The sequence below is a fragment of the Amaricoccus sp. genome, assembly GCF_017995835.1.
GTDB lineage: Bacteria > Pseudomonadota > Alphaproteobacteria > Rhodobacterales > Rhodobacteraceae > Amaricoccus.
The window spans coordinates 17,028-37,604 of the sequence record NZ_JAGOID010000001.1 but is presented as its reverse complement, the minus strand read 5'-3'; the positions used below and the strand labels follow the sequence as shown (position 1 = coordinate 37,604).

Annotated in this window: 19 protein-coding genes; 8 read left to right on the top strand and 11 right to left on the bottom strand. The window is 71.7% G+C overall.

The window, feature by feature from the left end:
- The first annotated feature begins 224 nt into the window (after nucleotides 1–224).
- Both KBA23_RS00185 and leuC read left to right on the top strand, forming a co-directional pair.
- Nucleotides 225–1,232, top strand: a complete 1,008-nt coding sequence (locus tag KBA23_RS00185; RefSeq protein WP_290735098.1) for an asparaginase — start codon at nucleotides 225–227, stop codon at nucleotides 1,230–1,232.
- 235 nt (nucleotides 1,233–1,467) lie between these two features.
- Nucleotides 1,468–2,883: a 3-isopropylmalate dehydratase large subunit gene (gene leuC / locus KBA23_RS00180; RefSeq protein ID WP_290735095.1), complete on the top strand. Its 1,416-nt coding sequence runs from the start codon at nucleotides 1,468–1,470 to the stop codon at nucleotides 2,881–2,883.
- A gap of 418 nt (nucleotides 2,884–3,301) precedes the next feature.
- Here the strand turns inward: leuC and KBA23_RS00175 are convergent, their stop codons facing one another.
- From KBA23_RS00175 to KBA23_RS00165, 3 genes are all read right to left on the bottom strand, one after another.
- Nucleotides 3,302–4,966, bottom strand: coding sequence for a hypothetical protein (locus tag KBA23_RS00175; RefSeq protein ID WP_290735093.1), 1,665 nt, complete (start codon nucleotides 4,964–4,966; stop codon nucleotides 3,302–3,304).
- Between the two features lie 86 nt (nucleotides 4,967–5,052).
- Nucleotides 5,053–5,484: a hypothetical protein gene (locus tag KBA23_RS00170; RefSeq protein ID WP_290735090.1), complete on the bottom strand. Its 432-nt coding sequence runs from the start codon at nucleotides 5,482–5,484 to the stop codon at nucleotides 5,053–5,055.
- Nucleotides 5,485–5,590: 106 nt separating this feature from the next.
- On the bottom strand, nucleotides 5,591–6,208 hold the full coding sequence (locus KBA23_RS00165) for a queuosine precursor transporter (RefSeq protein ID WP_290735087.1): 618 nt from the start codon (nucleotides 6,206–6,208) through the stop codon (nucleotides 5,591–5,593).
- 355 nt (nucleotides 6,209–6,563) lie between these two features.
- On the opposite strand from KBA23_RS00165, the gene KBA23_RS00160 reads away from it, so the two are divergent.
- Genes KBA23_RS00160 through KBA23_RS00150 form a run of 3 tightly spaced genes read left to right on the top strand, consistent with a single transcriptional unit; the run spans nucleotide 6,564 to nucleotide 9,478 of the window.
- The gene (locus tag KBA23_RS00160; protein ID WP_290735086.1) at nucleotides 6,564–7,076 is read left to right on the top strand and encodes a TRAP transporter small permease subunit; all 513 of its coding nucleotides are present in this window, start codon (nucleotides 6,564–6,566) and stop codon (nucleotides 7,074–7,076) included.
- The gene (locus KBA23_RS00155; protein ID WP_290735083.1) at nucleotides 7,073–8,395 is read left to right on the top strand and encodes a TRAP transporter large permease subunit; all 1,323 of its coding nucleotides are present in this window, start codon (nucleotides 7,073–7,075) and stop codon (nucleotides 8,393–8,395) included. Before KBA23_RS00160 ends, KBA23_RS00155 begins: the two co-directional genes overlap by 4 nt.
- A 39-nt stretch (nucleotides 8,396–8,434) precedes the next feature.
- Nucleotides 8,435–9,478 carry a TRAP transporter substrate-binding protein gene (locus tag KBA23_RS00150; RefSeq protein ID WP_290735080.1) on the top strand — a complete coding sequence of 348 codons (1,044 nt, stop codon included), beginning with the start codon at nucleotides 8,435–8,437 and terminating at the stop codon, nucleotides 9,476–9,478.
- A 62-nt stretch (nucleotides 9,479–9,540) separates the two neighbouring features.
- Here the strand turns inward: KBA23_RS00150 and KBA23_RS00145 are convergent, their stop codons facing one another.
- From KBA23_RS00145 to glmU, 5 genes are all read right to left on the bottom strand, one after another.
- A complete protein-coding gene (locus KBA23_RS00145; protein WP_290735077.1) occupies nucleotides 9,541–10,194 on the bottom strand; it encodes a hypothetical protein in 654 nt (217 codons plus the stop codon).
- 194 nt (nucleotides 10,195–10,388) lie between these two features.
- Nucleotides 10,389–11,009 (bottom strand): LysE family translocator, encoded by a 621-nt coding sequence (locus tag KBA23_RS00140; protein WP_290735074.1) that lies wholly within the window; start codon nucleotides 11,007–11,009, stop codon nucleotides 10,389–10,391.
- A complete protein-coding gene (hisA, locus tag KBA23_RS00135) occupies nucleotides 11,010–11,732 on the bottom strand; it encodes a 1-(5-phosphoribosyl)-5-[(5-phosphoribosylamino)methylideneamino]imidazole-4-carboxamide isomerase (RefSeq protein WP_290735071.1) in 723 nt (240 codons plus the stop codon).
- 69 nt (nucleotides 11,733–11,801) lie between these two features.
- A complete protein-coding gene (gene glmS, locus KBA23_RS00130) occupies nucleotides 11,802–13,619 on the bottom strand; it encodes a glutamine--fructose-6-phosphate transaminase (isomerizing) (protein ID WP_290735067.1) in 1,818 nt (605 codons plus the stop codon).
- 1 nt (nucleotide 13,620) lies between these two features.
- Nucleotides 13,621–14,973 (bottom strand): bifunctional UDP-N-acetylglucosamine diphosphorylase/glucosamine-1-phosphate N-acetyltransferase GlmU, encoded by a 1,353-nt coding sequence (gene glmU, locus KBA23_RS00125; protein WP_290735064.1) that lies wholly within the window; start codon nucleotides 14,971–14,973, stop codon nucleotides 13,621–13,623.
- A 129-nt stretch (nucleotides 14,974–15,102) separates the two neighbouring features.
- On the opposite strand from glmU, the gene KBA23_RS00120 reads away from it, so the two are divergent.
- On the top strand, nucleotides 15,103–15,771 hold the full coding sequence (locus KBA23_RS00120) for an HAD-IA family hydrolase (RefSeq protein ID WP_290735062.1): 669 nt from the start codon (nucleotides 15,103–15,105) through the stop codon (nucleotides 15,769–15,771).
- Nucleotides 15,772–16,065: 294 nt separating this feature from the next.
- Nucleotides 16,066–17,232 (top strand): M20 aminoacylase family protein, encoded by a 1,167-nt coding sequence (locus KBA23_RS00115; protein WP_290735060.1) that lies wholly within the window; start codon nucleotides 16,066–16,068, stop codon nucleotides 17,230–17,232.
- Nucleotides 17,233–17,269: 37 nt separating this feature from the next.
- Here the strand turns inward: KBA23_RS00115 and KBA23_RS00110 are convergent, their stop codons facing one another.
- Nucleotides 17,270–18,157: a lauroyl acyltransferase gene (locus tag KBA23_RS00110; RefSeq protein ID WP_290735057.1), complete on the bottom strand. Its 888-nt coding sequence runs from the start codon at nucleotides 18,155–18,157 to the stop codon at nucleotides 17,270–17,272.
- A gap of 91 nt (nucleotides 18,158–18,248) precedes the next feature.
- Complete coding sequence (gene infC / locus KBA23_RS00105) at nucleotides 18,249–18,794, bottom strand: translation initiation factor IF-3 (RefSeq protein ID WP_366935281.1); 546 nt, start codon at nucleotides 18,792–18,794, stop codon at nucleotides 18,249–18,251.
- Between the two features lie 235 nt (nucleotides 18,795–19,029).
- Between infC and KBA23_RS00100 the strand changes: the two genes are divergently transcribed.
- Entirely contained in the window at nucleotides 19,030–19,335 is a 306-nt protein-coding gene (locus tag KBA23_RS00100) for a hypothetical protein (protein WP_290735050.1), read from the top strand.
- A 30-nt stretch (nucleotides 19,336–19,365) separates the two neighbouring features.
- On the opposite strand, the gene KBA23_RS00095 is transcribed toward KBA23_RS00100, so the two are convergent.
- Entirely contained in the window at nucleotides 19,366–20,568 is a 1,203-nt protein-coding gene (locus KBA23_RS00095) for an MFS transporter (protein ID WP_290735047.1), read from the bottom strand.
- Nucleotides 20,569–20,577: the final 9 nt, after the last annotated feature.

Sequence of the window (20,577 nt, the reverse complement as noted above, 5' to 3'; positions counted from 1 at the left end):
ACTCCTGCTCGATCACTACCAGACTCGCCCGGTTGCCTTGGAACGGTTGCCGCCCCGCACGCCTCGGGCTTGTTGTTGTATTGAGGCCAACCACAATCTAGCGCGTCCCGGGGTGAGGTTTCCAGCCCCGAATTCATCCCCTTGCGCAGGATTTGACGCGCGCGCGCCCACGGGCCATGCTCGCGCCGCGTCGCGGTCCGGCGGCGCTGGGGGAGAGACTTCCCATGGCCGAGGCAGCGCCCCTCGTGGAACTCTGGCGCGGCGCCCTGCTCGAGTCCCGCCATCGCGGTCACGCGGTCGTCGCAGACGCCCGCGGCGCCGTCGTCGCGGCCTGGGGCGATCCGGGGGCGACGATCTACCCGCGTTCCTCGTGCAAGATGCTCCAGGCGCTGCCGTTGCTGGAGAGCGGGGCAGGGGCTGGCCTCTCGTCCGAGCGGATGGCGCTCGCCTGCGCGTCGCACGAAGGCGCGGCGATCCACGTTACCCGCGTCGCGGCCTGGCTTGCCGAAATGGGCCTCGGCGAGCCGGACCTGCGCTGCGGCCCGCAGATCCCGAGCGACGCCGACGAGCGCCGCCGCCTGCGCGAGGCGGGGCTGGGAACCGACCAGCTCCACAACAACTGCTCGGGCAAGCACGCGGGCTTCCTGATGCTGGGCCGCCATCTCGGCGGCGGCGCCGAATACGTCGAGATCGACCATCCCGTGCAGAAGGCGGTCCGCGCCGCCTTCGAGGAAATGACCGGGGCGGAGAGCCCGGGCTGGGGCGTCGACGGTTGCTCGGCGCCGAACTTCGCATGCAGCGTGACCGGTCTTGCGACCGCGATGGCGCGGATGGCCGATCCCTCCGGCCTCGGCCGCGCCCGCGGCGACGCGGCGCGGGCGCTCGTCGAGGCGATGTGCGCCCATCCCGACCTCGTCGCCGGCGAGGGCCGGGCATGCACCGAGCTGACGCGCGCCGCCAGGGGCGCCGTCGCCGTCAAGACCGGCGCCGAAGGCGTCTTCACTGCGATCCTGCCCGCGCGCGGGCTCGGCGTGGCGGTCAAGATCGAGGACGGGGCGACCAGGGCGGCGGAATGCGCGATCGCCGCGCTGCTCGTCCGGCTGGGTGCGGTAAGCGCCGAAGATCCGGCGACGCTGCGCCGGCTCAGCCCGCCGATTCACAGCCGGCGCGGCTTTCCGGCCGGCGCGACGCGGCCGGACCCGGGTTTCTTCGCCGAAGGGAGGGCGATCTGATGCGCCGGGCGACCCTCTCGGGGCTGCGTCCTGCTCCTGACCGGACCTTGCCGCGTCGCCGATTCGCGCGTATCTGGGCGCCATGACCCGGCGCATCGAGATGGACGACCACGCGCGGCTGCCCTGGCGGTTCTTTCCGCGTCGGCGCGGCCTGTGCGCCGGCGCCTGACGCAGAGGCCCCGCGTCCGCGCCGCCCGCCCCCTCCCGTCAGCCGTTCGAACCTCCGGAGGTTCACATGCCCGCGCAGTCCGCCCCCAAGACCCTCTATGACAAGATCTGGGACGCCCATGTCGTCAACGAGGCGCCCGACGGCACCTGCCTGCTCTACATCGACCGCCACCTCGTCCACGAGGTGACCTCGCCGCAGGCCTTCGAGGGCCTGCGCATGGCCGGGCGCACGCCTCGGGCGCCGGAGAAGACGGTCGCGGTGCCGGACCACAACGTTCCCACCTCGCTCGACCGCGCCCGCGGCATCGACGACGAGGAGAGCCGCATCCAGGTCGAGACCCTGAAGAAGAACGCCGCCGACTTCGGCATCGAGTACTACGGCGTCGACGACGTGCGGCAGGGCATCGTCCACATCATCGGCCCGGAGCAGGGCTGGACCCAGCCGGGTATGACCATCGTCTGCGGCGACAGCCATACCGCGACCCACGGCGCCTTCGGGGCGCTCGCGCACGGGATCGGCACCTCGGAGGTCGAGCACGTGCTCGCCACCCAGACGCTGATCCAGCGCAAGGCGAGGAACATGAAGGTCGAGGTCCGCGGCGCGCTCGGGACCGGGGTGACGGCCAAGGACGTCACGCTGTCGATCATCGGCGCGACCGGCACCGCCGGCGGCACCGGCCATGTCATCGAATACACGGGCGAAGCGATCCGCGGTCTCTCGATGGAGGGCCGCATGACCGTGTGCAACATGGCGATCGAGGGCGGGGCGCGGGCCGGGTTGATCGCGCCGGACGAGGTGACGTTCGCCTATGTGAAGGGGCGGCCCAAGGCGCCGAAGGGCGGGGCCTGGGAGATGGCCGAGGCGGCTTGGCGGGGGCTCTTCAGCGACGAGGGGGCGCACTACGACAAGGTGGTGCTCCTCGACGCGGAGAGGATCGCGCCGGTCGTCACCTGGGGCACCTCGCCCGAGGACGTGCTGCCGATCACCGGGGTGGTGCCGCGGCCGGAGGACTTCGAAGGCGGCAAGGTCGACGCGGCGCGGCGCTCGCTCGAATACATGGGGCTGACGCCGGGCACGCGGTTGCAGGACATCGCCATCGACACGGTCTTTATCGGCTCGTGCACCAACGGGCGGATCGAGGATCTGCGCGAGGTGGCGAAGGTGATGGAAGGCCGGCGCGTAAAGGACGGGATTCGCGCCATGATCGTTCCCGGTTCCGGCCTCGTCCGCGCCCAGGCCGAGGAGGAGGGGATCGCGCAGAAGCTGATCGAGGCGGGCTTCGACTGGCGGATGGCGGGGTGCTCGATGTGCCTCGGCATGAACCCCGACCAGCTCGCGCCCGGCGAGCGCTGCGCCTCGACCTCGAACCGCAACTTCGAGGGTCGGCAGGGGCGCGGGGGGCGGACGCATCTGCTGAGCCCCGCCATGGCGGCGGCGGCGGCGATCACCGGGCGGCTGACGGACGTTCGCGAACTGATGTGAAGGCGTCGGTCCGGGGGGCGGCGATCCCTCTGGAAAGGCTCGAAAAAACCGGGCTGGAATGCGGCTGGAATCGGGCTGGAATGTGGCTTGCCACTTCTTTACGGCCGGTTAAACCTCCCGCTCGACCGCAGCGCGGGGTTCGCGCCGATTTCGACCGTTGGCGAAATCGGCACGCGACTGCCCTCGCTTGGGCAGGCGCGTTCCGCGCCAGCCAGGGCAGCCGCGCGCCGATGCGGGCCTTGGGGATAGCGGCTGGCCCCTCGGCCCGCGCTTGCGGCGCGAGCCGACCGGATCGCGCGGGCGCCACTGGCGCCCGGCAAGATGCGATCCGGGGAGAAATCGGATGGGCGCAGCCGGGGGCTGCGCGGAGCAGGCCATGGCGAACGGACCGGGCGGAAATGCTGCCGCCGGACCCGTCTCAGCGGCGCGCCTGCGCCGCGGCGAGTTGCGCCTTCGTCTCGGCGAGCATCCACCGGTCCCTCGGCGCGAGGACGCCGCGCGCCTCCATGGCGGCGACCCGTTCGGCGGCCTCGGCCCACCAGGCGACGGCGTTGGCCGGATCGACCTGCGCCATCTTCGCCAGCGACACCACGACGTCGCGGGCCCACTCGGCGTTGCCCGCGTCGCGGGCGGCGAGGTCGCGCCGGATGGTCAGGCCCTCGGCGTAGGCTTTGAGCGCGCCGGCGAGGTCGCCCTGCGCGACGCGGACGTCGCCGACCCTGTCCAGGCTCACCGAGACGTCGCGGGCCCACTCGGCGTTGCCCGCGTCGCGGGCGGCGAGGTCGCGCGCGATGGTCAGGCCCTCGGCGTAGGCTTTGAGCGCGCCGGCGAGGTCGCCCTGCGCGACGCGGACGTCGCCGACCTTGTTCAGGCTCACCGAGACGTCGCGGGCCCACGCGGCGTTGCTCGCGTCGCCGGCGGCGAGGTCGCGCGCGATGGTCAGGCCCTCGGCGTAGGCGGCGAGCGCGCCGGCGAGGTCGCCCTGCGCGACGCGGACGTCGCCGACCCTGTCGACGCTCACCGAGACGTCGCGGGCCCACTCGGCGTTGCCCGCGTCGCGGGCGGCGAGGTCGCGCCGGATGGTCAGGCCCTCGGCGTAGGCATTGAGCGCGCCGGCGAGGTCGCCCTGCGCGGCGCGGACGTCGCCGACCTTGTTCAGGCTCACCGAGACGTCGCGGGCCCAGCCGGCGTTGCCCGCGTCGCCGGCGGCGAGGTCGCGCGCGATGGTCAGGCCCTCCGCGTAGGCTTTGAGCGCGCCGGCGAGGTCGCCCTGCGCGACGCGGACGTCGCCGATCTTGCTGAGGCTCACCACGACGTCGCGGGCCCAGCCGGCGTTGCCCGCGTCGCGGGCGGCGAGGTCGCGCCGGATGGTCAGGCCCTCGGCGTAGGCGGCAAGCGCGCCGGCGAGGCCACCCTGCGCGACGCGGACGTCGCCGACCCTGTTCAGGCTCACCGAGACGTCGCGGGCCCAGCCGGCGTTGCCCGCGTCGCGGGCGGCGAGGTCGCGCCGGATGGTCAGGCCCTCGGCGTAGGCGGCAAGCGCGCCGGCGAGGTCGCCCTGCGCGACGCGGACGTCGCCGAGGCCGTCGAGGGCCGCGGAGCGGTCCCTGTCCTGCGCCTGCGCCCGCGCGGCGCGCTCCGCCTCCCCAAAAGCGGCCTCGGCGCCGTCGAGGGAACCGAGGTCCTGCTTCGCCCGGCCGAGTTCGATCCAGTACCAGACCCCGGTCTGGGCGAGTTCGGCCGCCTCGGCGAGCAGGGGCGCGGCCTTCGAGGCTTCGAAGGGGTAGAGCAGGGTCGCCTCGGCGTATTTCAGGCGGGCGCGCTCGATCCGTCGCGCTGCGTCCTCGGCGTCGAGCGCGGCGTTCGCCTCGGCGAAGGCGGCGCGGGCGGCGGCCGGATCGTCGGCGTTGACGGCGCTGATGGCGCGGTCGACGTCGGATCTCAGGTCCGGCCGCTCGCGACGAACCGAGTCGAGCGCCTGCTCGGCGCGGACGAGGCGCTCGCGCAGGTCGGCGGCGTCGCCCGGGGCGAGGAAGCCCTGGGACTCGGCGGCCGACTTCAGCGCCGCGCCGAAGTCGATCACCGGCGTGATGTTCAGGTCGCCTTGGACGTTCGCCGTTTCGATATGGACGGCGGCTTGCGGAACGGGCTCGGCGGCGCCCGGACCGCCTAGGGTTTTCCCGGCGCGGTGTTGCCCTTGATGGTCATCGGACCCTTCGATTCGGCGAGCCGGGCGCGCACCCCCTCGTTGCCTTCGATCAGCAGGTCGGCGTCGGAGCGGATGGTCTCGATGTCGACGGCGCAGGCGGCGAGGGTCGCGGGCGGCAGGGCCTCGATGGCGGCGCGGAGAGCGGCGGCGAGCTTCGCGATCTCGGGGTCTTCGGCGATGTCCGGGGCGGCGAGTTCGGACCTCACCGCCGCGACGAAGCCGGGCCTGTCGAGGGCGTCGAGGCCCGCGACCTTGTGCTCGCCGGCGAGGCGGGCCTTGAGCGCCTCGAAGGCGGCCTTGCCGCCCGATTTGGCGAACTCGCCGACCGCGCCCTGGGCGGCGAGCGCCGCGCCGGCGGTGAGGAGCGGGAGGAGAGTGGCGGCGATGTCCATGGCGTCCCCCGGGGCAAGGGCAGGGCGGTCAATGGCGGCGATGATAGCGCCGGACGGGGCTGCGTGTCATCCGATTGTCCGGGCGGCGGTTCCGGCCCCCGGCGGATCAGGCGCGGCGGCGGGCGGTGGCGAGGCGGTAGGGGACGAGCGTGATCGAGGCCATGGCGAGCTTCACGCCGAAATCGGCCGCGGCGAGGCTGACCCAGAGCGGCAGGACCGGGCCACGGCCGAGGAGCGGCAGGGGCTCGTTCGCCCAGGCGACGTCGACGCCGGGGGCGAGGGTCGAGAGCGCGCCGGAAAAGGCGATGGTGAAGAACAGCGCGGTGTCGAGCGCGCTGCCGGCGAGGCTGGCCACGAAGGGCGCGCGCCACCAGTTGCCGCGGCGCAGGCGGTTGAACACCGTCACGTCGAAGAGCTGGGCGGCGAGGAAGGCCGCGCCCGAGGCGACGGCGACGCGGCTGGTGACGAGCGGGCCGAAGGGGCCCTCGATCTGCGTGCCGACGAAGCTGCACGCGAGACCGACGAGGAAGCCCGCGTAGACGACGCGGCGGGCGGCGGCGGGGCCGTGCAGGCGGTTGGTCACGTCGGTGACGAGGAAGGCGAGCGGGTAGGTGAAGGCGCCCCAGGTCAGCCACTGCCCGAACAGGAACTGCACGAGGATGTTCGAGGCGACGACGATCGCCGCCATGGCGAGGATCGGCGGCAGGAGGGCGGTCTTGGACATCGGGGCGCTCGCGGAGGGACGGGGCCTGATAGGGCGCGCGCCGCGGCGGATCAAGCGGAAGCGGGCTTGTGCGGCTCGAATCCCCTGACGCCGACCTGCGGCGAGCCGTCGCCCCGTCGCCCCGTCCGCAGGCGCTCCGGCCGCCGCGCGCGAGGCCGCCGCGCGCGAGGCCGGGCGCGCAGCGTGTGGTTCGGCGGAAGGTCGCAACCTCCGGTCGGTCCGACGCCGGGGAGTTCGGCAATTCCCGTTGCGGCGCTTGACGGGCGGGTTTTTTGACCGAAGGATCAGAATTGCGAGGGGGGCCGGACGCCGCAGGTGGCGCGGGGACGCCGCCGGGTCGCGTGGACGGTGTGTTTTGCCCAAGGCAGTGGTGACCTATGTGCGCTGGGTGGAGGCGGTCAGCCGCTTCTTCGGGCGCATCGCCATGTGGATGGTCTTTGCGATCATGGGCGTGCTGCTGTGGTCGGCCTTCATGCGCACCGGGTTCAACCGGCCGCCGCTCTGGGCGGTGGAGATGTCGCAGTTCCTGCTCGCGGCCTACTTCATCCTCGGCGGGGCCTGGAGCATGCAGGTCGACGCGCATGTGCGGATGGACCTGCTCTATGCCCGCTGGACGCCGCGCCGGCGCGCCTTCACCGACACGATCACCTCGGTCTGCCTCGTCACCTACCTCGTGGTGATGATCTGGGGCGGGGTGTCGTCGAGCGTCTACGCGCTCGAGTACGGCCAGCGCGCCGCGACGAGCTGGCGGCCCTACATGGCGCCGATCAAGCTGATCATGACCTTCGGCGTCGTCCTGATGCTGCTCCAGACGGTGGCGTTCTTCTTCCGCGATCTCGCGCGGGTGCGGGGGATCGAGTTCGAATGAGCCCGAGCGCCGTCGCCATCACCATGTTCGCGTCGATGCTCGTGCTGCTCCTCAGCGGGCAGCGGGTCTTCGGCGCGATCGGCTTCGTCGGCGTCGTCGGCGCGCTGCTGCTCTGGGGGACGGGCGGGCAGGAACTGCCGTTCAACCAGGCCATCACCGTGATGAACTGGTATCCGCTGCTGACGGTGCCGCTGTTCATCTACATGGGCTACGTATTCTCCGAGAGCGGCATCGCCGACGATCTCTATCGCACCTTCCATGTCTGGTTCGGGCCGGTGCGCGGCGGGCTCGCCATCGGGACGATCGCGCTGATGGTGGTGATCTCGGCGATCAACGGGCTCTCGGTCGCCGGCATGGCCATCGGCGCGACGGTGGCGCTGCCGGAGCTCTTGAAGCGCGGCTACGACAAGACCATGGTCACCGGGGTGATCCAGGGCGGCTCGACCCTCGGGATCCTGCTGCCGCCCTCGGTCGTGCTGGTGCTCTACGCGATGATCGCGCGCCAGCCGGTCAGCGAGTTGTGGCTCGCGGGCGTGTTCCCGGGGCTGCTGATGGCCGCCGTCTTCGTCGCCTACATCTACATCCGCTGCCTTCTCCAGCCCGAGCTCGGCCCGGCGCTGCCGCCGGAGGAGCGCAACGTGCCGCTGGCCGAGAAGCTGCGGCTGCTGCGCGCCGGGATCCTGCCCTTCGCCATCTTCTTCTCGATGACGGGGATCTTCCTGATGGGGATCACCAACCTGACGGAGAGCAGCGCCGTCGGCGCGCTGGCCTCGACCGTCGCGGCCTGGTGGCGCGGGCGGCTGTCGTGGAAGATCGTCGACGCGATCGTGCGCCAGACGCTGGCGATCAGCGCGATGTTCCTGTGGATCATCCTCGCGGCGCTCTGCTTCAGCTCGGTCTTCGACGGGCTGGGCGCCGGCCGCGCGCTGGCGAAGCTCTTCGTCGAGGGCTGGGGGCTCAGCCCTTGGGAGATCCTGCTGATGATGCAGCTCTCCTTCATCATCATGGGGATGTTCCTCGACGACACCGCGATGCTGGTGATCGTCGCGCCGCTCTACGTGCCGCTGGTCATCCAGCTCGGCTTCAACCCGGTCTGGTACGGCATTCTCTACACGATCACCTGCCAGATCGCCTACATAACGCCGCCCTTCGGCTACAACCTGTTCCTGATGCGCGCGATGGCGCCGCCGGAAGTGACGTTGCCGGACATCTACCGTTCGATCGTGCCGTTCACGGCCCTGATGATCCTCTGCCTGGGGTTGATCATCGTGTTCCCGCAGATCGCCCTCTGGCTGCCGGAGAACTTCGACCTTCGCTGACGACCGACAGAAGAAACAACAGGGAGAAGGAGAACGACCATGACTGACCGCCGCGGATTCCTGAAACGGGCCGGCCTCGCCGGCGCCGGCGCGATCGGCGCCTCCACCCTCGCCGCCCCCTACGTCAAGGCGCAGGCGCCGATAAAGTGGCGCCTCCAGACCTATGCCGGCGCGCCGCTCGGCGCATACGTGATCCAGCCCTCGATCGAGGCGTTCAACAAGGCGGCCAACGGCGAGATGGAGATCGAGCTCTATTTCGCCGACCAGCTGGTGCCGCAGGGCGAGCTGTTCCGCGCCGTGCAGCAGGGGACGATCGACGCCGCGCAGTCGGACGACGACTCGATGGGCTCGCCCGCCGACGTCGCGGTGTTCGGGGCGTACTTCCCCTTCGCGACGCTCTACAGCCTCGACGTGCCGGCGCTGTTCCACAACTACGGCCTGAACGAGATCTGGCAGGAGGCCTATGCCGACACCGGCGTGACCTGGCTCGGGGCCGGGGCCTGGGATCCGTGCAACCTCGGCACCACCGTGCCGGTCAAGAGCCTCGCCGACCTGCAGGGCAAGCGCATCTTCACCTTCCCCACCGCGGGGCGGTTCCTGACCCAGTTCGGCGTCGTGCCGGTGACGCTGCCCTGGGAGGATGTCGAGGTCGCCATGCAGACCGGCGAGCTCGACGGCATCTGGTGGTGCGGCGCGACCGAGATCCATTCGGTCGGCTGGTCGAACGTGCTGAAATACTACCTGACCAACAACATCAACGGCGGCTGGATCGGTTCATACTTCGTCAACTCCGAGCGCTGGGCGGAGGTGCCGGAGCATCTGAAGCAGCTCTACCTGCTCAGCATGGACAGCTCGAACTATTACCGCCAGCACTGGTACTGGTGGGGCGAGGCGCACTACCGCACCTCGGGCGACCTGGAGCTGACCACGATTCCGGCCGAGGAATGGGCGACGGTGCAGGCGGCGGCGGAGGTGTTCTGGGACGGCATCGCCGCCGAGAGCGAGCGCAAGGCCAAGGTGGTGCAGATCCTCAAGGACTACGCCGCGGTGATGGAGCGCGCCGGTCCGCCCTATCGTAGCTGACGCGGTCAGCGCCGATCGGGCCGTGCCTCCGGGTCCGGCCCGATCCTCCCGCGGGAGCCCCTTCAGAAGCGGATGCGCAGGCCGATCGTGCCGTACTGCGCGCCGCCCCAGGCGTCGGAAACGAGGCCGAAGATGCCCGAGCGGTGGTGGAAGCGGAAGAGAAGCTCGTATTGCGGGCGACTCGGCAGGGCGAAGGTGATCTCGGGCGCGAAGAAGTGCATCAGCCGCGACCCCTCGCCGTCGTTGGCGCGATCCTGTTCCTTCTCCGAGATGTCGGTGGCGTAGTTGAAGCCGGTCGAGACGGCGGCGGTGGTGACGATGGTCCCGTCCCACGGGAAGCCGCGCCAGCGGAAGAAGAAGGCGCCCCAGACCTCGGTCTCGTCCTGCTCCTTCCAGCGCTGGCCGATGCCGAGCTCGGGCTCGACGTCGACGTGGCGCCAGAGCGTGGCGATGCGGCGCGAGATGGTGGTGGCGACGAGGTAGTCGCCCTCGTAGTCCCAGGTGAACGGCGTTTCGGGGCTGGTGACGAGGACCTGGCCCATCGAGTTGTCGACATACCAGCCGGCATAGACCGCCGTGGCGCAGTTGCCGGCGCAGGGGCCGCGCAACGGGTAGAGCCGGTACCACGAGCCCTCGCCCTCCGCGGCCGCGGCCGCGCAGACCGAGAGCGCCAGGACGAGCCCGGTCAGGAGAAAACGAATCAGGCGAATCGGCAATCTCCGCAGCAGCGACGATTCGCTAGCACACCCGACCCGGTTCGCGGAAGCCGGGACTTGTGAGCGCGTTTGCGGCGGAGGGTGATTCAATCCACCGCATTGCGGTCGGGTGCGAAGTGGATTTCATATGACATCAGACAAACCCAGAGCCGGATCGGACTGCGCGGTGCGGAGGCGGGTCAGCGCGGTCACGGTCAGGTGGAGCGCATCGTGGCGGCCGCCGCGCCAGCGGCGATCAGCGCCGCGCCGCCGGCGCGGTTGACGAGACGGACCGCCTTCGGGCTTGCCGCGAGGCGGCGCGCGCGGGCGGCGAGGATCGCGTAGGCGAAGGCGTTCAGGAACGCGAGCACGACGAACGTCGCCTCGAAGATCGCCATCTGCGGCCAGAACGCTCGTTCAGGGTCGATGAACTGCGGCAGGAAAGCCACGAAGAACACGATGGACTTCGGGTTGAGCGTCGTGACGATCCAGGCATGGGCGAGCATCCGGGCCGGGAAGACCGGGTCGGTGCGGGCCTCGGCGTCCAACGCGGCGCCGGCGCGCCAGAGCTTGATCCCGAGCCAGACGAGGTAGGCGGCGCCGATCCATTTCAGCGCGGTGAAGAGCGCGGCGGAGGATGCGAGCAGGGCGCCGACGCCGAGCATGGAGAGGGTCATGGCGGTGAGGTCGCCCAGCGCGACGCCGGTCGCGACCGGCGCGGCGACCTTCCAGCCGCGGCCGAGCGCGTAGGACACGACGAGGAGGACCGTCGGGCCGGGAATGAGGAGGAGAACGGCGGAGGCGGCGGCGAAGGCGGCCCAGGTCTCGACGCTCATTCAGTCCTCCAGCAGCCGGATGGCGGCGGCGAGGTCGAGCCTGCCTTCATAGAGGGCGCGGCCCGAGATGGCGCCGTCGAGGGGCGCCCCGCTCGCCTTCAGCGCGCGCAGGTCGTCGAGCGAGGAGACGCCGCCCGAGGCGATCACCGGGATCGCCACGGCGCGGGCGAGCGCCGCGGTCGCCGCCACGTTCGGGCCGGCCATGGCGCCGTCGCGCTCGATGTCGGTGTAGACGATCGCGGCGACGCCGGCGTCCTCGAAACGGCGCGCAAGCTCGGTCGCGGTCGTGGCGGTGGTCTCGGCCCAGCCCTCGATCGCGACGCGGCCGTCGCGGGCGTCGATGCCGACGGCGATGCGGCCGGGATGGGCGGCGGCGGCGGCGCGGACGAAGGCGGGGTCGCGCACCGCGGCGGTGCCGAGGATCGCCCGGCGCACGCCACGCGCGAGCCAGCGCTCCAGCGTCGCCATGTCGCGTATGCCGCCGCCGAGCTGCACGGGGACGTCGACGGCGGCGAGGATCGCCTCGACCGCGGCGGCGTTCTTCGGCGCGCCGGCGAAGGCTCCGTCGAGGTCGACGAGATGGAGCCAGCGGCAGCCTGCCGCGACGAAGGTCCGGGCCTGCGCGGCCGGGTCGGTCCCGAACACCGTCGCCGCGGCCATGTCGCCACGCAGCAGGCGGACGCAATGGCCGTCCTTGAGGTCGATGGCGGGGTAGAGGATCATCAGGGCGCGCCTCGTCTCGCGGAACGGGCGCGGCATAGCCGGTTTCGGCCGCGATGCCCAGCGGGCGCTCTATTCCACGGTGACGGACTTCGCGAGATTGCGCGGCTGGTCGACGTCGGTGCCCTTCAGCACGGCCGCGTGATAGGCGAGGAGCTGAACCGGCGCGGCGTAGAGGATCGGCGCCACGAACGGGTCGCAGGCGGGCAGGATCAGCGCCTCGCCGATCTCGCCGGCGTGGGCGGCGCCGGCCGCGTCGGAGAGCAGCACCACCTGGCCGCCCCGCGCCATCACCTCGTGGATGTTCGAGACCGTCTTGTCGAAGAGCGCGTCCGAAGGCGCGAGCGCGACCACCGGGGTCTCCTCGTCGACGAGGGCGATGGGGCCGTGCTTCAGCTCGCCAGCCGCATAACCTTCGGCGTGGATGTAGCTGATCTCCTTCAGCTTCAGCGCGCCTTCGAGCGCAAGCGGATACATGGAGCCGCGCCCGATGAAGAGCACGTCGCGCGCCCGCGAGACGCTGCGGGCGACCTCGGCGACCTGGTGCTCCTGCGCCAGCGCCTGGGCCATGAGCCCGGGCAGGCCGCCGAGGGCGGCGGCGAGCCTCGCCTCCTCGGCCGCGTCGATCGCGCCCCGGGCGCGGGCGGCGGCGATGGCGAGGACGGCGAGGACGAGGAGCTGGCAGGTGAAGGCCTTGGTCGAGGCGACGCCGATCTCCGGCCCGGCGAGGATCGGCAGGGCGAGGTCGCTCTCGCGGGCGATGGTCGACGAGGGGACGTTGATCACCGAGACCACCCGCGCCCCCTGCGCGCGGACGTAGCGCAGCGCGGCGAGCGTGTCGGCGGTCTCGCCCGACTGGCTGACGAAGATCCCCATCGCCCCCGAGCCGAGCGGCGGCTCGCGGTAGCGGAACTCCGAGGCGACCTCGATCTCGACCGGCAGCCGCGCGATGCTCTCGAACCAGTAGCGCGCCACGTGGCAGGCATAGTGCGCCGTGCCGCAGGCGACGAGCGACAGCCGCTCGACGCCCGCGAGGTCGATGCCCTCGGGCAGCGCCACCCGGTCGCGCGAGGGCGAGAGATACTTGCCGAGCGCATTGCCGAGGACGGTCGGCTGCTCGTGGATTTCCTTGGCCATGAAGTGCTTGTAGGGGCCCTTCTCGGCGCTGAACGCCTCGGCCGGCATCGACTGGATCTCGCGCCGGACGGGCGTGCCCGCAGCGTCGAAGATCTCCGCCGAGGTCCGGGTGATGCGGGCGTGGTCGCCCTCCTCGAGATAGGCGATGCGGTTGGTGAGCGGCCCGAGCGCGAGCGCGTCCGAGCCGACGTACATCTCGCCGTCGCCATAGCCGATGGCGAGGGGCGAGCCGCGCCGCGCGACGATGAGCAGGTCGTCCTCGCCCTCGAACAGAAACACCAGCGCGAAGGCGCCTTCGAGCCGCGCCAGCGCCGCGCGCACCGCCGACAGGGGATCGCCGCCGTTCCCGAGCCCCCGGTCGACGAGGTGCGCGACCACCTCGGTGTCGGTCTCGCTCTCGAACGTCCGGCCTTCGGCCTCCATCTCGGCGCGGAGCGCGCGGAAGTTCTCCACGATGCCGTTGTGGACCACCGCCACCCGGCCCGTGGCGTGGGGATGGGCGTTGCGGATCGAGGGCGCGCCGTGCGTCGCCCAGCGGGTGTGCCCGACGCCGGCGCGGCCGCGGATCGGATCCTCGACGAGCAGGTCGGAGAGCGCGATCAGCTTGCCGAGCGCGCGCCGCCGCGCGATGCGTCCCTCGTGGATCGTGGCGATCCCGGCGCTGTCGTAGCCGCGATACTCCAGCCGCTTCAGCGACTCGACGATCAGCGGGGCGACCTCGTGGTTGCCCAGCATTCCGATGATGCCGCACATCTCAGTGAGCTCCCCGCGCCCTGGCGGCGCGCAGCCGCTCCATCAACCGTTGCCCGAGCCCGGCCTTGACCGACTGGCGCGCCCGGCCGAGCGCGAGGCTGCCTTCGGGGACGTCCTCGGTGATCGTCGAGCCGGCCGCGACGACCGCGTGCGCGCCGATGCGCACCGGCGCGACGAGGGCGGCGTTGGAGCCGATGAAGGCCCCGGCGCCGATCTCGGTGCGGTGCTTGAACACGCCGTCGTAGTTGCAGGTGATCGTCCCCGCGCCGATGTTGGCGCGCGCGCCCACGCGGGCGTCGCCGATATAGGTGAGATGGTTCACCTTGGCGCCTTCCTCGACGATGGCGTTCTTGACCTCGACGAAGTTGCCGACGTGGACGTCCTCGGCGAGCTCCGCGCCCGGACGCAGGCGGGCGAAGGGGCCGACGACCGCCCCGCGGCTGACGTGGCAGCCCTCGAGGTGGCAGAAGGCCCGGATCGTGGCGCCGCTCTCGACCGTGACCTCGGGGCCGAAGACGACGTTCGGGCCGATCTCCACGTCGCGACCGATCACGGTGTCGAAGGCGAACCATACCGTCGCGGGGTCCGTCAGCGTCGCGCCGTTCGCCATCGCCTCGGCGCGGGCTCGCGCCTGAAAGGCGGCTTCGGCGCCGGCGAGATCGGCGCGGGAGTTCACGCCGAGCGTCTCGGCCTCCGGGCAGACGATGGCGGCGGCGGCGAGCCCGCGGCGGCGTGCGAGACCCACCACGTCGGTAAGGTAGTACTCGCCCTTGGCGTTGTCGGGCCGCACCTCGCCGAGAAGCCCGAAGAGCAGCGCCCGGTCCGCGGCGACGACGCCGGAGTTGCAGAGCGTGATCGCCTTCTCGGCGGCGGTCGCCTCGCGCGCCTCGACGATCGCCTCGAGCCCGCCGTCGGCGCCGCGGACCAGTCGGCCGTAGCCGCCGGGCTCCGCCGCCTCGAAGCCGAGCACGACGACGGCCGCCCCGCCGATGCGCGCGTCGAGCATCGCCTGCAACGTGTCGGCCTGCACGAAGGGCGTGTCGGCATAGAGCACGACTACGTCGCCGGCGAAGTCGCCGAGCGCCCCGGCCGCTTGCAGGACGGCGTGGCCGGTGCCCTTGCGCTCCGCCTGCACCGCGACCACCGCCTCGGGGGCGATCCCGGCGAGCGCGGCCTCGACCGCCTCGGCGCCGTGGCCGGTGACGACGACGATCCGCTCGGGCCCGAGCGCGCGGGCGGCGGCGAGGGCATGGGCGATCAGCGGCGCGCCGGCGAGACGGTGCAGCGGCTTGGGGATGTCCGAGTTCATGCGCGTGCCCTCGCCGGCGGCGAGCAGGATGACGGCGGTTGGCATGGGCGGTCTCCGGCGCAGTCGGTTTCCGCAGGCTTCTAGCCTGCGCTCGCGGGGCAGGGAAAGGCCGCAAGGCTTCAGATATTGTTTCGCCAGGTTGCTGCGGCCGCGTGGAGGCGCCAGAAGGAGCCCATGCGCCTCGCCGTGTTCGACCTCGACGGCACCCTCGCCGACACCTCGGCCGACCTGATCGCCGCCGCCAATGCCGCGCTCGCCGAGGCGGGCTTCGGCGCGCCGCTCGATCCGGAGGCGGACAAGGTCCACGCCTTCGCCGGCGGACGGGCGATGCTGCGGGCCGGCATGGCGCGCGCGACTGGCGGGTGGGAGGCCGACCGCGTGGAGGCCGGCTATCCGCGCCTCCTCGAAGCCTATGCGGCCGACATCGCCCGTCACACCCGGCTCTATCCCGGCGTCGTGCCGGCGCTGGACGCGCTGGAGGCGGACGGCTGGGGTCTCGCCATCTGCACCAACAAGCCCGCGGCGCTGGCCGAGACGCTGCTGGCGGCGCTGGGGATCCGCCAGCGCTTTCGCGCCATGCTTGGGGCGGACAGCCTCGCGGTGCGCAAGCCCGATCCGCTGCATCTCCTCGAGACGATCGCCCGCGCCGGCGGCACGCGGGAGCGGTCCGTGCTGGTCGGCGACACGGCCAATGACCGCGAGGCCGCGCTCGCGGCGGGGGTGCCCTGCGTCCTCGTCGGCTTCGGACCGGAGGGGGAGGCCGTCGCCGCGATGGAGCCGGAGGCGATGCTCGACGACTATGCCGCGCTGCCCGCGCTTCTCGAGCGCCTGGTTCCCGCCTGATACCGGGCGGGATCATGAAACGACTCGCGGCCCCTTTTGGCCTTTCGCTTTTTTATCGTTTGTACTCAGATAGTTACCCTACCTATCACGCGTGTTAGAGCGTGTTGGCCCGTGTTGCGCCGGGTAACCTGGTGGGCTCGCCGGTATGAGGGCCTTGCCTGCTCCGACCTTCCGCGTGTTGGCTGTGTCTGTGTGCTCGCCGCTTGACTCTCGCCCGGGAGATCCCAGTCTCCGGGGGCTATACGGGCACGACCAGCGATCGGTCGTCACGACCCGGCCGAGGGGGAGACAGACATGGCGGTGATCAACCGGATCGCGGCGTTCGAGGCCGATGCGACCGCCTGGCGGCGTCGGCTGCACGAGATGCCGGAGCTCGATTTCGACCTGTACGAGACGGCGGCCTTCGTCGCGGAGCGGTTGCGCGAGATCGGGGTCGACGAGATGCACGAAGGCATCGCCAGGACCGGGATCGTCGCGCTGATCCGCGGACGTGCGCCGGGGCCGGTCGTCGGGCTGCGCGCCGACATGGACGCGCTGCCGATCGCGGAGGCGGTCGACCGGCCGTGGAAGTCGCGCAATCCCGGGGTGATGCACGCCTGCGGGCATGACGGGCACACCACGATCCTGCTGACCGCGGCGCGCTACCTTGCCGAGACGCGCAACTTCGCCGGCACGGTCGCGCTGATCTTCCAGCCATCGGAGGAGCTGTCCGGGGGCGCGCGGGTGATGGTGGAAGAGGGGATCATGGAGCGCTTCGGCGTCTCGCGGGTCTTCGGCCTCCACAACTCGCCGGGCGTCGAGCTCGGCCGGATTGAGACCCGGCCCGGGGCGATCATGGCGGCCGCCGACCAGTTCGACATCACCCTGACCGGGCGCGGCGGCCATGCCGCCCACCCGCACGACTGCGTTGATCCGGTGGCGGCGGCGCTGTCGCTCGGCCAGGCGCTGCTGGCGATCCCGGCGCGGCGCGTCGACCCGATCCGCTCGGGCGTGCTGTCGCTCACGGTGATCCATGCCGGGGACGCGACCAACGTGGTGCCGGCGACGGCGCGGCTCGCGGGCACGGTGCGCACCCTCGACGCGGCCGAGCGCGAGCTGATCGCCGACGCGGTGGCGTCGGCGACATCGGCGATCGGCGCGGCCTTCGGCGTCGAGGCGAAGCTCGACTACGAGTTCGGCTATCCGGTGACGCGCAACGATCCCGACGAGGCGGCCTTCGCCGCCCGGGTGGCACGCGAGGTCGTCGGCGCGGCGAACGTCGACGCGGACCGCCGGCCCGAGATGGGGTCGGAGGACTTCTCCTACATGCTGGAGGCGCGGCCGGGGGCCTATGTCTTCGTCGGGGCCGGCCCGGGCGCGGGCCTGCACCATCCCGCCTACGACTACAACGACGCGGTGACCCCGATCGCGGCGTCCTTCCTTGCCCGGCTGGTGGAGACGGCCCTGCCGATCGAGGGGTAGGGCAGGGGACGCGTCCGGATCACCGGCGGCGAGGGAACTACGGCTGGCCGCCGAGGTCCTTGGTCCAGCGGCGGTGGAGCCAGAGGTACTGGCCGGGATGGGCGCGGACGTGGCGGGCGAGGCTGTCGTTGACGACCTGCATCATCTCGGCGGGCGTGGTGTGCGGCACCGGCGGGTCGAGCTGGATCGCGATGCTCACGCCGTCCGGCTGGCGGATGCCGCAGCCGGGTATGAGGGGCGCGCCGAACTTCAGCGCCAGGTCCGCGGCGAGCGTCACCGTGGGGGCCGGGCGGCCGAGGAAGTCGAGCCGCGGGGCGCGCCGGTCGTACTGGTCCACGAGGATCGCGGCGAGCCCGCCCGAGCGCAGATGCGCGACCAGGCCGCGCAGGCCGGCGGCGCCCTTGGGCAGCATGGGCCGCCCGCCGATCTCGAGCTGGCGGCGGTAGATCGGCTCCAGCCAGCGGTTGTTGAGGGGACGGTAGACCGCGGCCGCCTCGCGGTGCGTGGCCTTCGCCCAGGCGCGCCCCGCCTCCCACTGGCCGAGATGGCCGCTGACGACAATCGCCGGGCGGCCTTCGCGCGCCGCGGCGGCGACGGCTTCCGCGCCCGGACCCGTCGGCGCGATCCAGGCGCGGGCGGCCTGAAAGTCGGCCATGCAGAAGGTCTCGACGAAGGTCCGCCCGAAGCTGTCGCCGACCTCGGCCGCAATCGCGCGGCGTTCCTTCGCGTCAAGCTCCGGCATCACGTAGCGCAGGTTGGCGTCGACCCGGCCGCGGAGCTTCGGCAGGCCGAGCACGATCCGCCGCCCGAGCCAGCCGCCGAAGCCCAGCCGCGCCCGCCAGGGCAGCGCGCGGACGAGCCCCAGCGACAGCGCCGCAGGCGCGAAGGCGAGCGCCTCGGCGAGGGGGCGGCCGCGGCGGGACACGTTCAGGACTCCGTCACGGCGAGAGCCGTGGCGCGGGGGCGGGATCGCGGAACGCAAGGCATCCGATCACGGGCGCGGTCGCCCGTCCGGCTCAGTGGCGGACGGGGTTGATCATCATGACCATCTGCCGGCCCTCGAGCCGGGGAATGGCCTCGACCTTGCCCAGCTCGCTCACGTCCCCGGCGACGCGCTCGAGCAGCTTGCGGCCCAGGTCGGCGTGGGCCATCTCGCGGCCACGGAAGCGAAGCGTGATCTTGACCTTGTCGCCGCCCTCGAGAAACTTCATCACGGACCGCATCTTGACCTCGTAGTCATGCGTATCCGTGTTGGGGCGGAACTTGATCTCCTTGATCTCGATGACCTTCTGCTTCTTGCGGGCCTCGGATTCCTTTTTCTGGGTCTCGTACTTGTATTTTCCGAAATCCATGATCTTCGCGACGGGCGGCGTCGCGTTCGGAGAGATCTCGACGAGGTCGAGGCCTGCCTGCTCGGCCAGGAGCATCGCCCTTTCGGGCGTGATCAAGCCGATGTTCTCGCCCTCGGCGCCGATGAGACGGATCTCGGGGGCGCGGATGCGGTCATTGACGCGGGGGCCGGTGTCGCGCGTGGGCGGCGCGTTGTGAGGTCTGCGAGCTATGGTTTTCAGGTCCTTCGTATCGTTTCCCGGATGAAAAACCGGGGCACACTGCGCCCCGGAGCGCGTAGGATAGTGCAATCGCGCGTGCAAGTGAAGGGGGCGCGGCGACGGCGCCACGCCTTGCGGCGTCGTTGGCGGCGCGCCGTGATTTCTGTTGCATCGCCACGGGCTCGGCGTTCAGTTCGCGCGATTGGCGCGCGCAGGTGCGCCGCGCCAAAATGTCTGGGAGAGCGCAATGCGCATTCTGATCCTGATCGCGGGCGCCGTCCTCATCGCGCTGGCGCTCTATTTCGGCTTCGGCGCCAAGGAGCCCGAGGCCGCGGCCGAAAAGGCGGGAACTGCGGCCGAGGGCGCTGCGGCTGCCGTCGGCGAGGCGGTCGAGAACGCAGGCGCCGCGGTCGAGAGCGTGGCCGAGGGCGCTGCGACTGCCGCTGGCGAAGCGGTCGAGAAGGCGGGCGACGCCGCCGAGGCCGCGGGCGAGGCGATCAAGGAGGCGGTCGAGGGCGCCCCTGCCGCTCCTGCCGCTCCGGCGGGAAACTGAAGCGCGCCTTCCGGCGGTTCCTCGGCGACGTCAGGGCAGCCGCCGCGGCACGTGCGGCAGCAGGATGGTGAGCAGCCCGAGCAGCGGCAGGAACGACACCACTCTGTAGACGAACGCGATGCCGTGGCTGTCGGCGAACCCCCCGAGCAGCGCCGCCCCGAGCCCGCCGAAGCCGAAGGCGAAGCCGAAGAAGACGCCACCGATCAGCCCCACCCGCCCGGGGACCAACTCCTGGGCGAAGACGACGATCGCCGGGAAGGCCGAGGCGAAGACGAAGCCGATGAGCACGACGAGGATGGCGGTCCAGAACAGCGACGCATATGGCAGCATCAGCGCGAAGGGGATCACGCCGAGGATCGAGAGCCAGATGACGAAGCGCGCCCCGAACCGGTCCCCGATCGGGCCGCCGGCGAACACACCCACGGCGGCCGCGCCGAGGAACAGGAACAGGTAGAGCTGGGCGTCGCGGGTGGAGAGGCCGAACTGGTCGATCACGTAGAAGGTGAAGTAGCTCGACAGGCTCGCCATGTAGACGTTCTTCGTCGCCGTCAGCAGGACGAGGAGCCCGAGCGCGAAGCGCACCCGTGGCGCGGGCAGGGGCAGGGCCTTGCTCGCCGCCGGCGCGCCCGCATTCGCCCGCCGGTGCGCGGCGTACCAGCCGCCCACCCGCGTCAGCGTGACCATCCCGACCATGGCGATGCCGGCGAACCAGGCGACGCTCGGCTGGCCGAGCGGCAGCACGACGAAGGCGGCCAGCAGCGGCCCGATGGCATGGCCGAGGTTGCCCCCGACCTGGAAGAACGACTGCGCGAAGCCGTGCCGCCCGCCGGAGGCCAGCCGCGCCACCCGCGACGCCTCGGGATGGAACACCGCCGAACCGAGGCCGATCAGGCAGGCCGCCAGCACCAGCATCGTGTAGTCATGCGCATGGCCGAGCAGGATCAGCCCGAAGAAGGTGCTCGCCATGCCGACCGGCAGCGAATAGGGCATCGGCCAGCGGTCGGTGACGAGCCCGACGATCGGTTGCAGCAGCGAGGCCGTCACCTGGAAGGCGAAGGTGAGCAGTCCGATCTGCACGAAGTCGAGAGAGTAGTTGGCCTTGAGCACCGGATAGAGCGACGCCAGCAGCGACTGCATGATGTCGTTCAGCATGTGGCAGAAGCTCACGGCCACGAGGATCGACACCGCGGTCCTCTCGTAGCGGGCGCTCCCGCCGGCAAGCGCGTCGGCCATCTCGGTTAC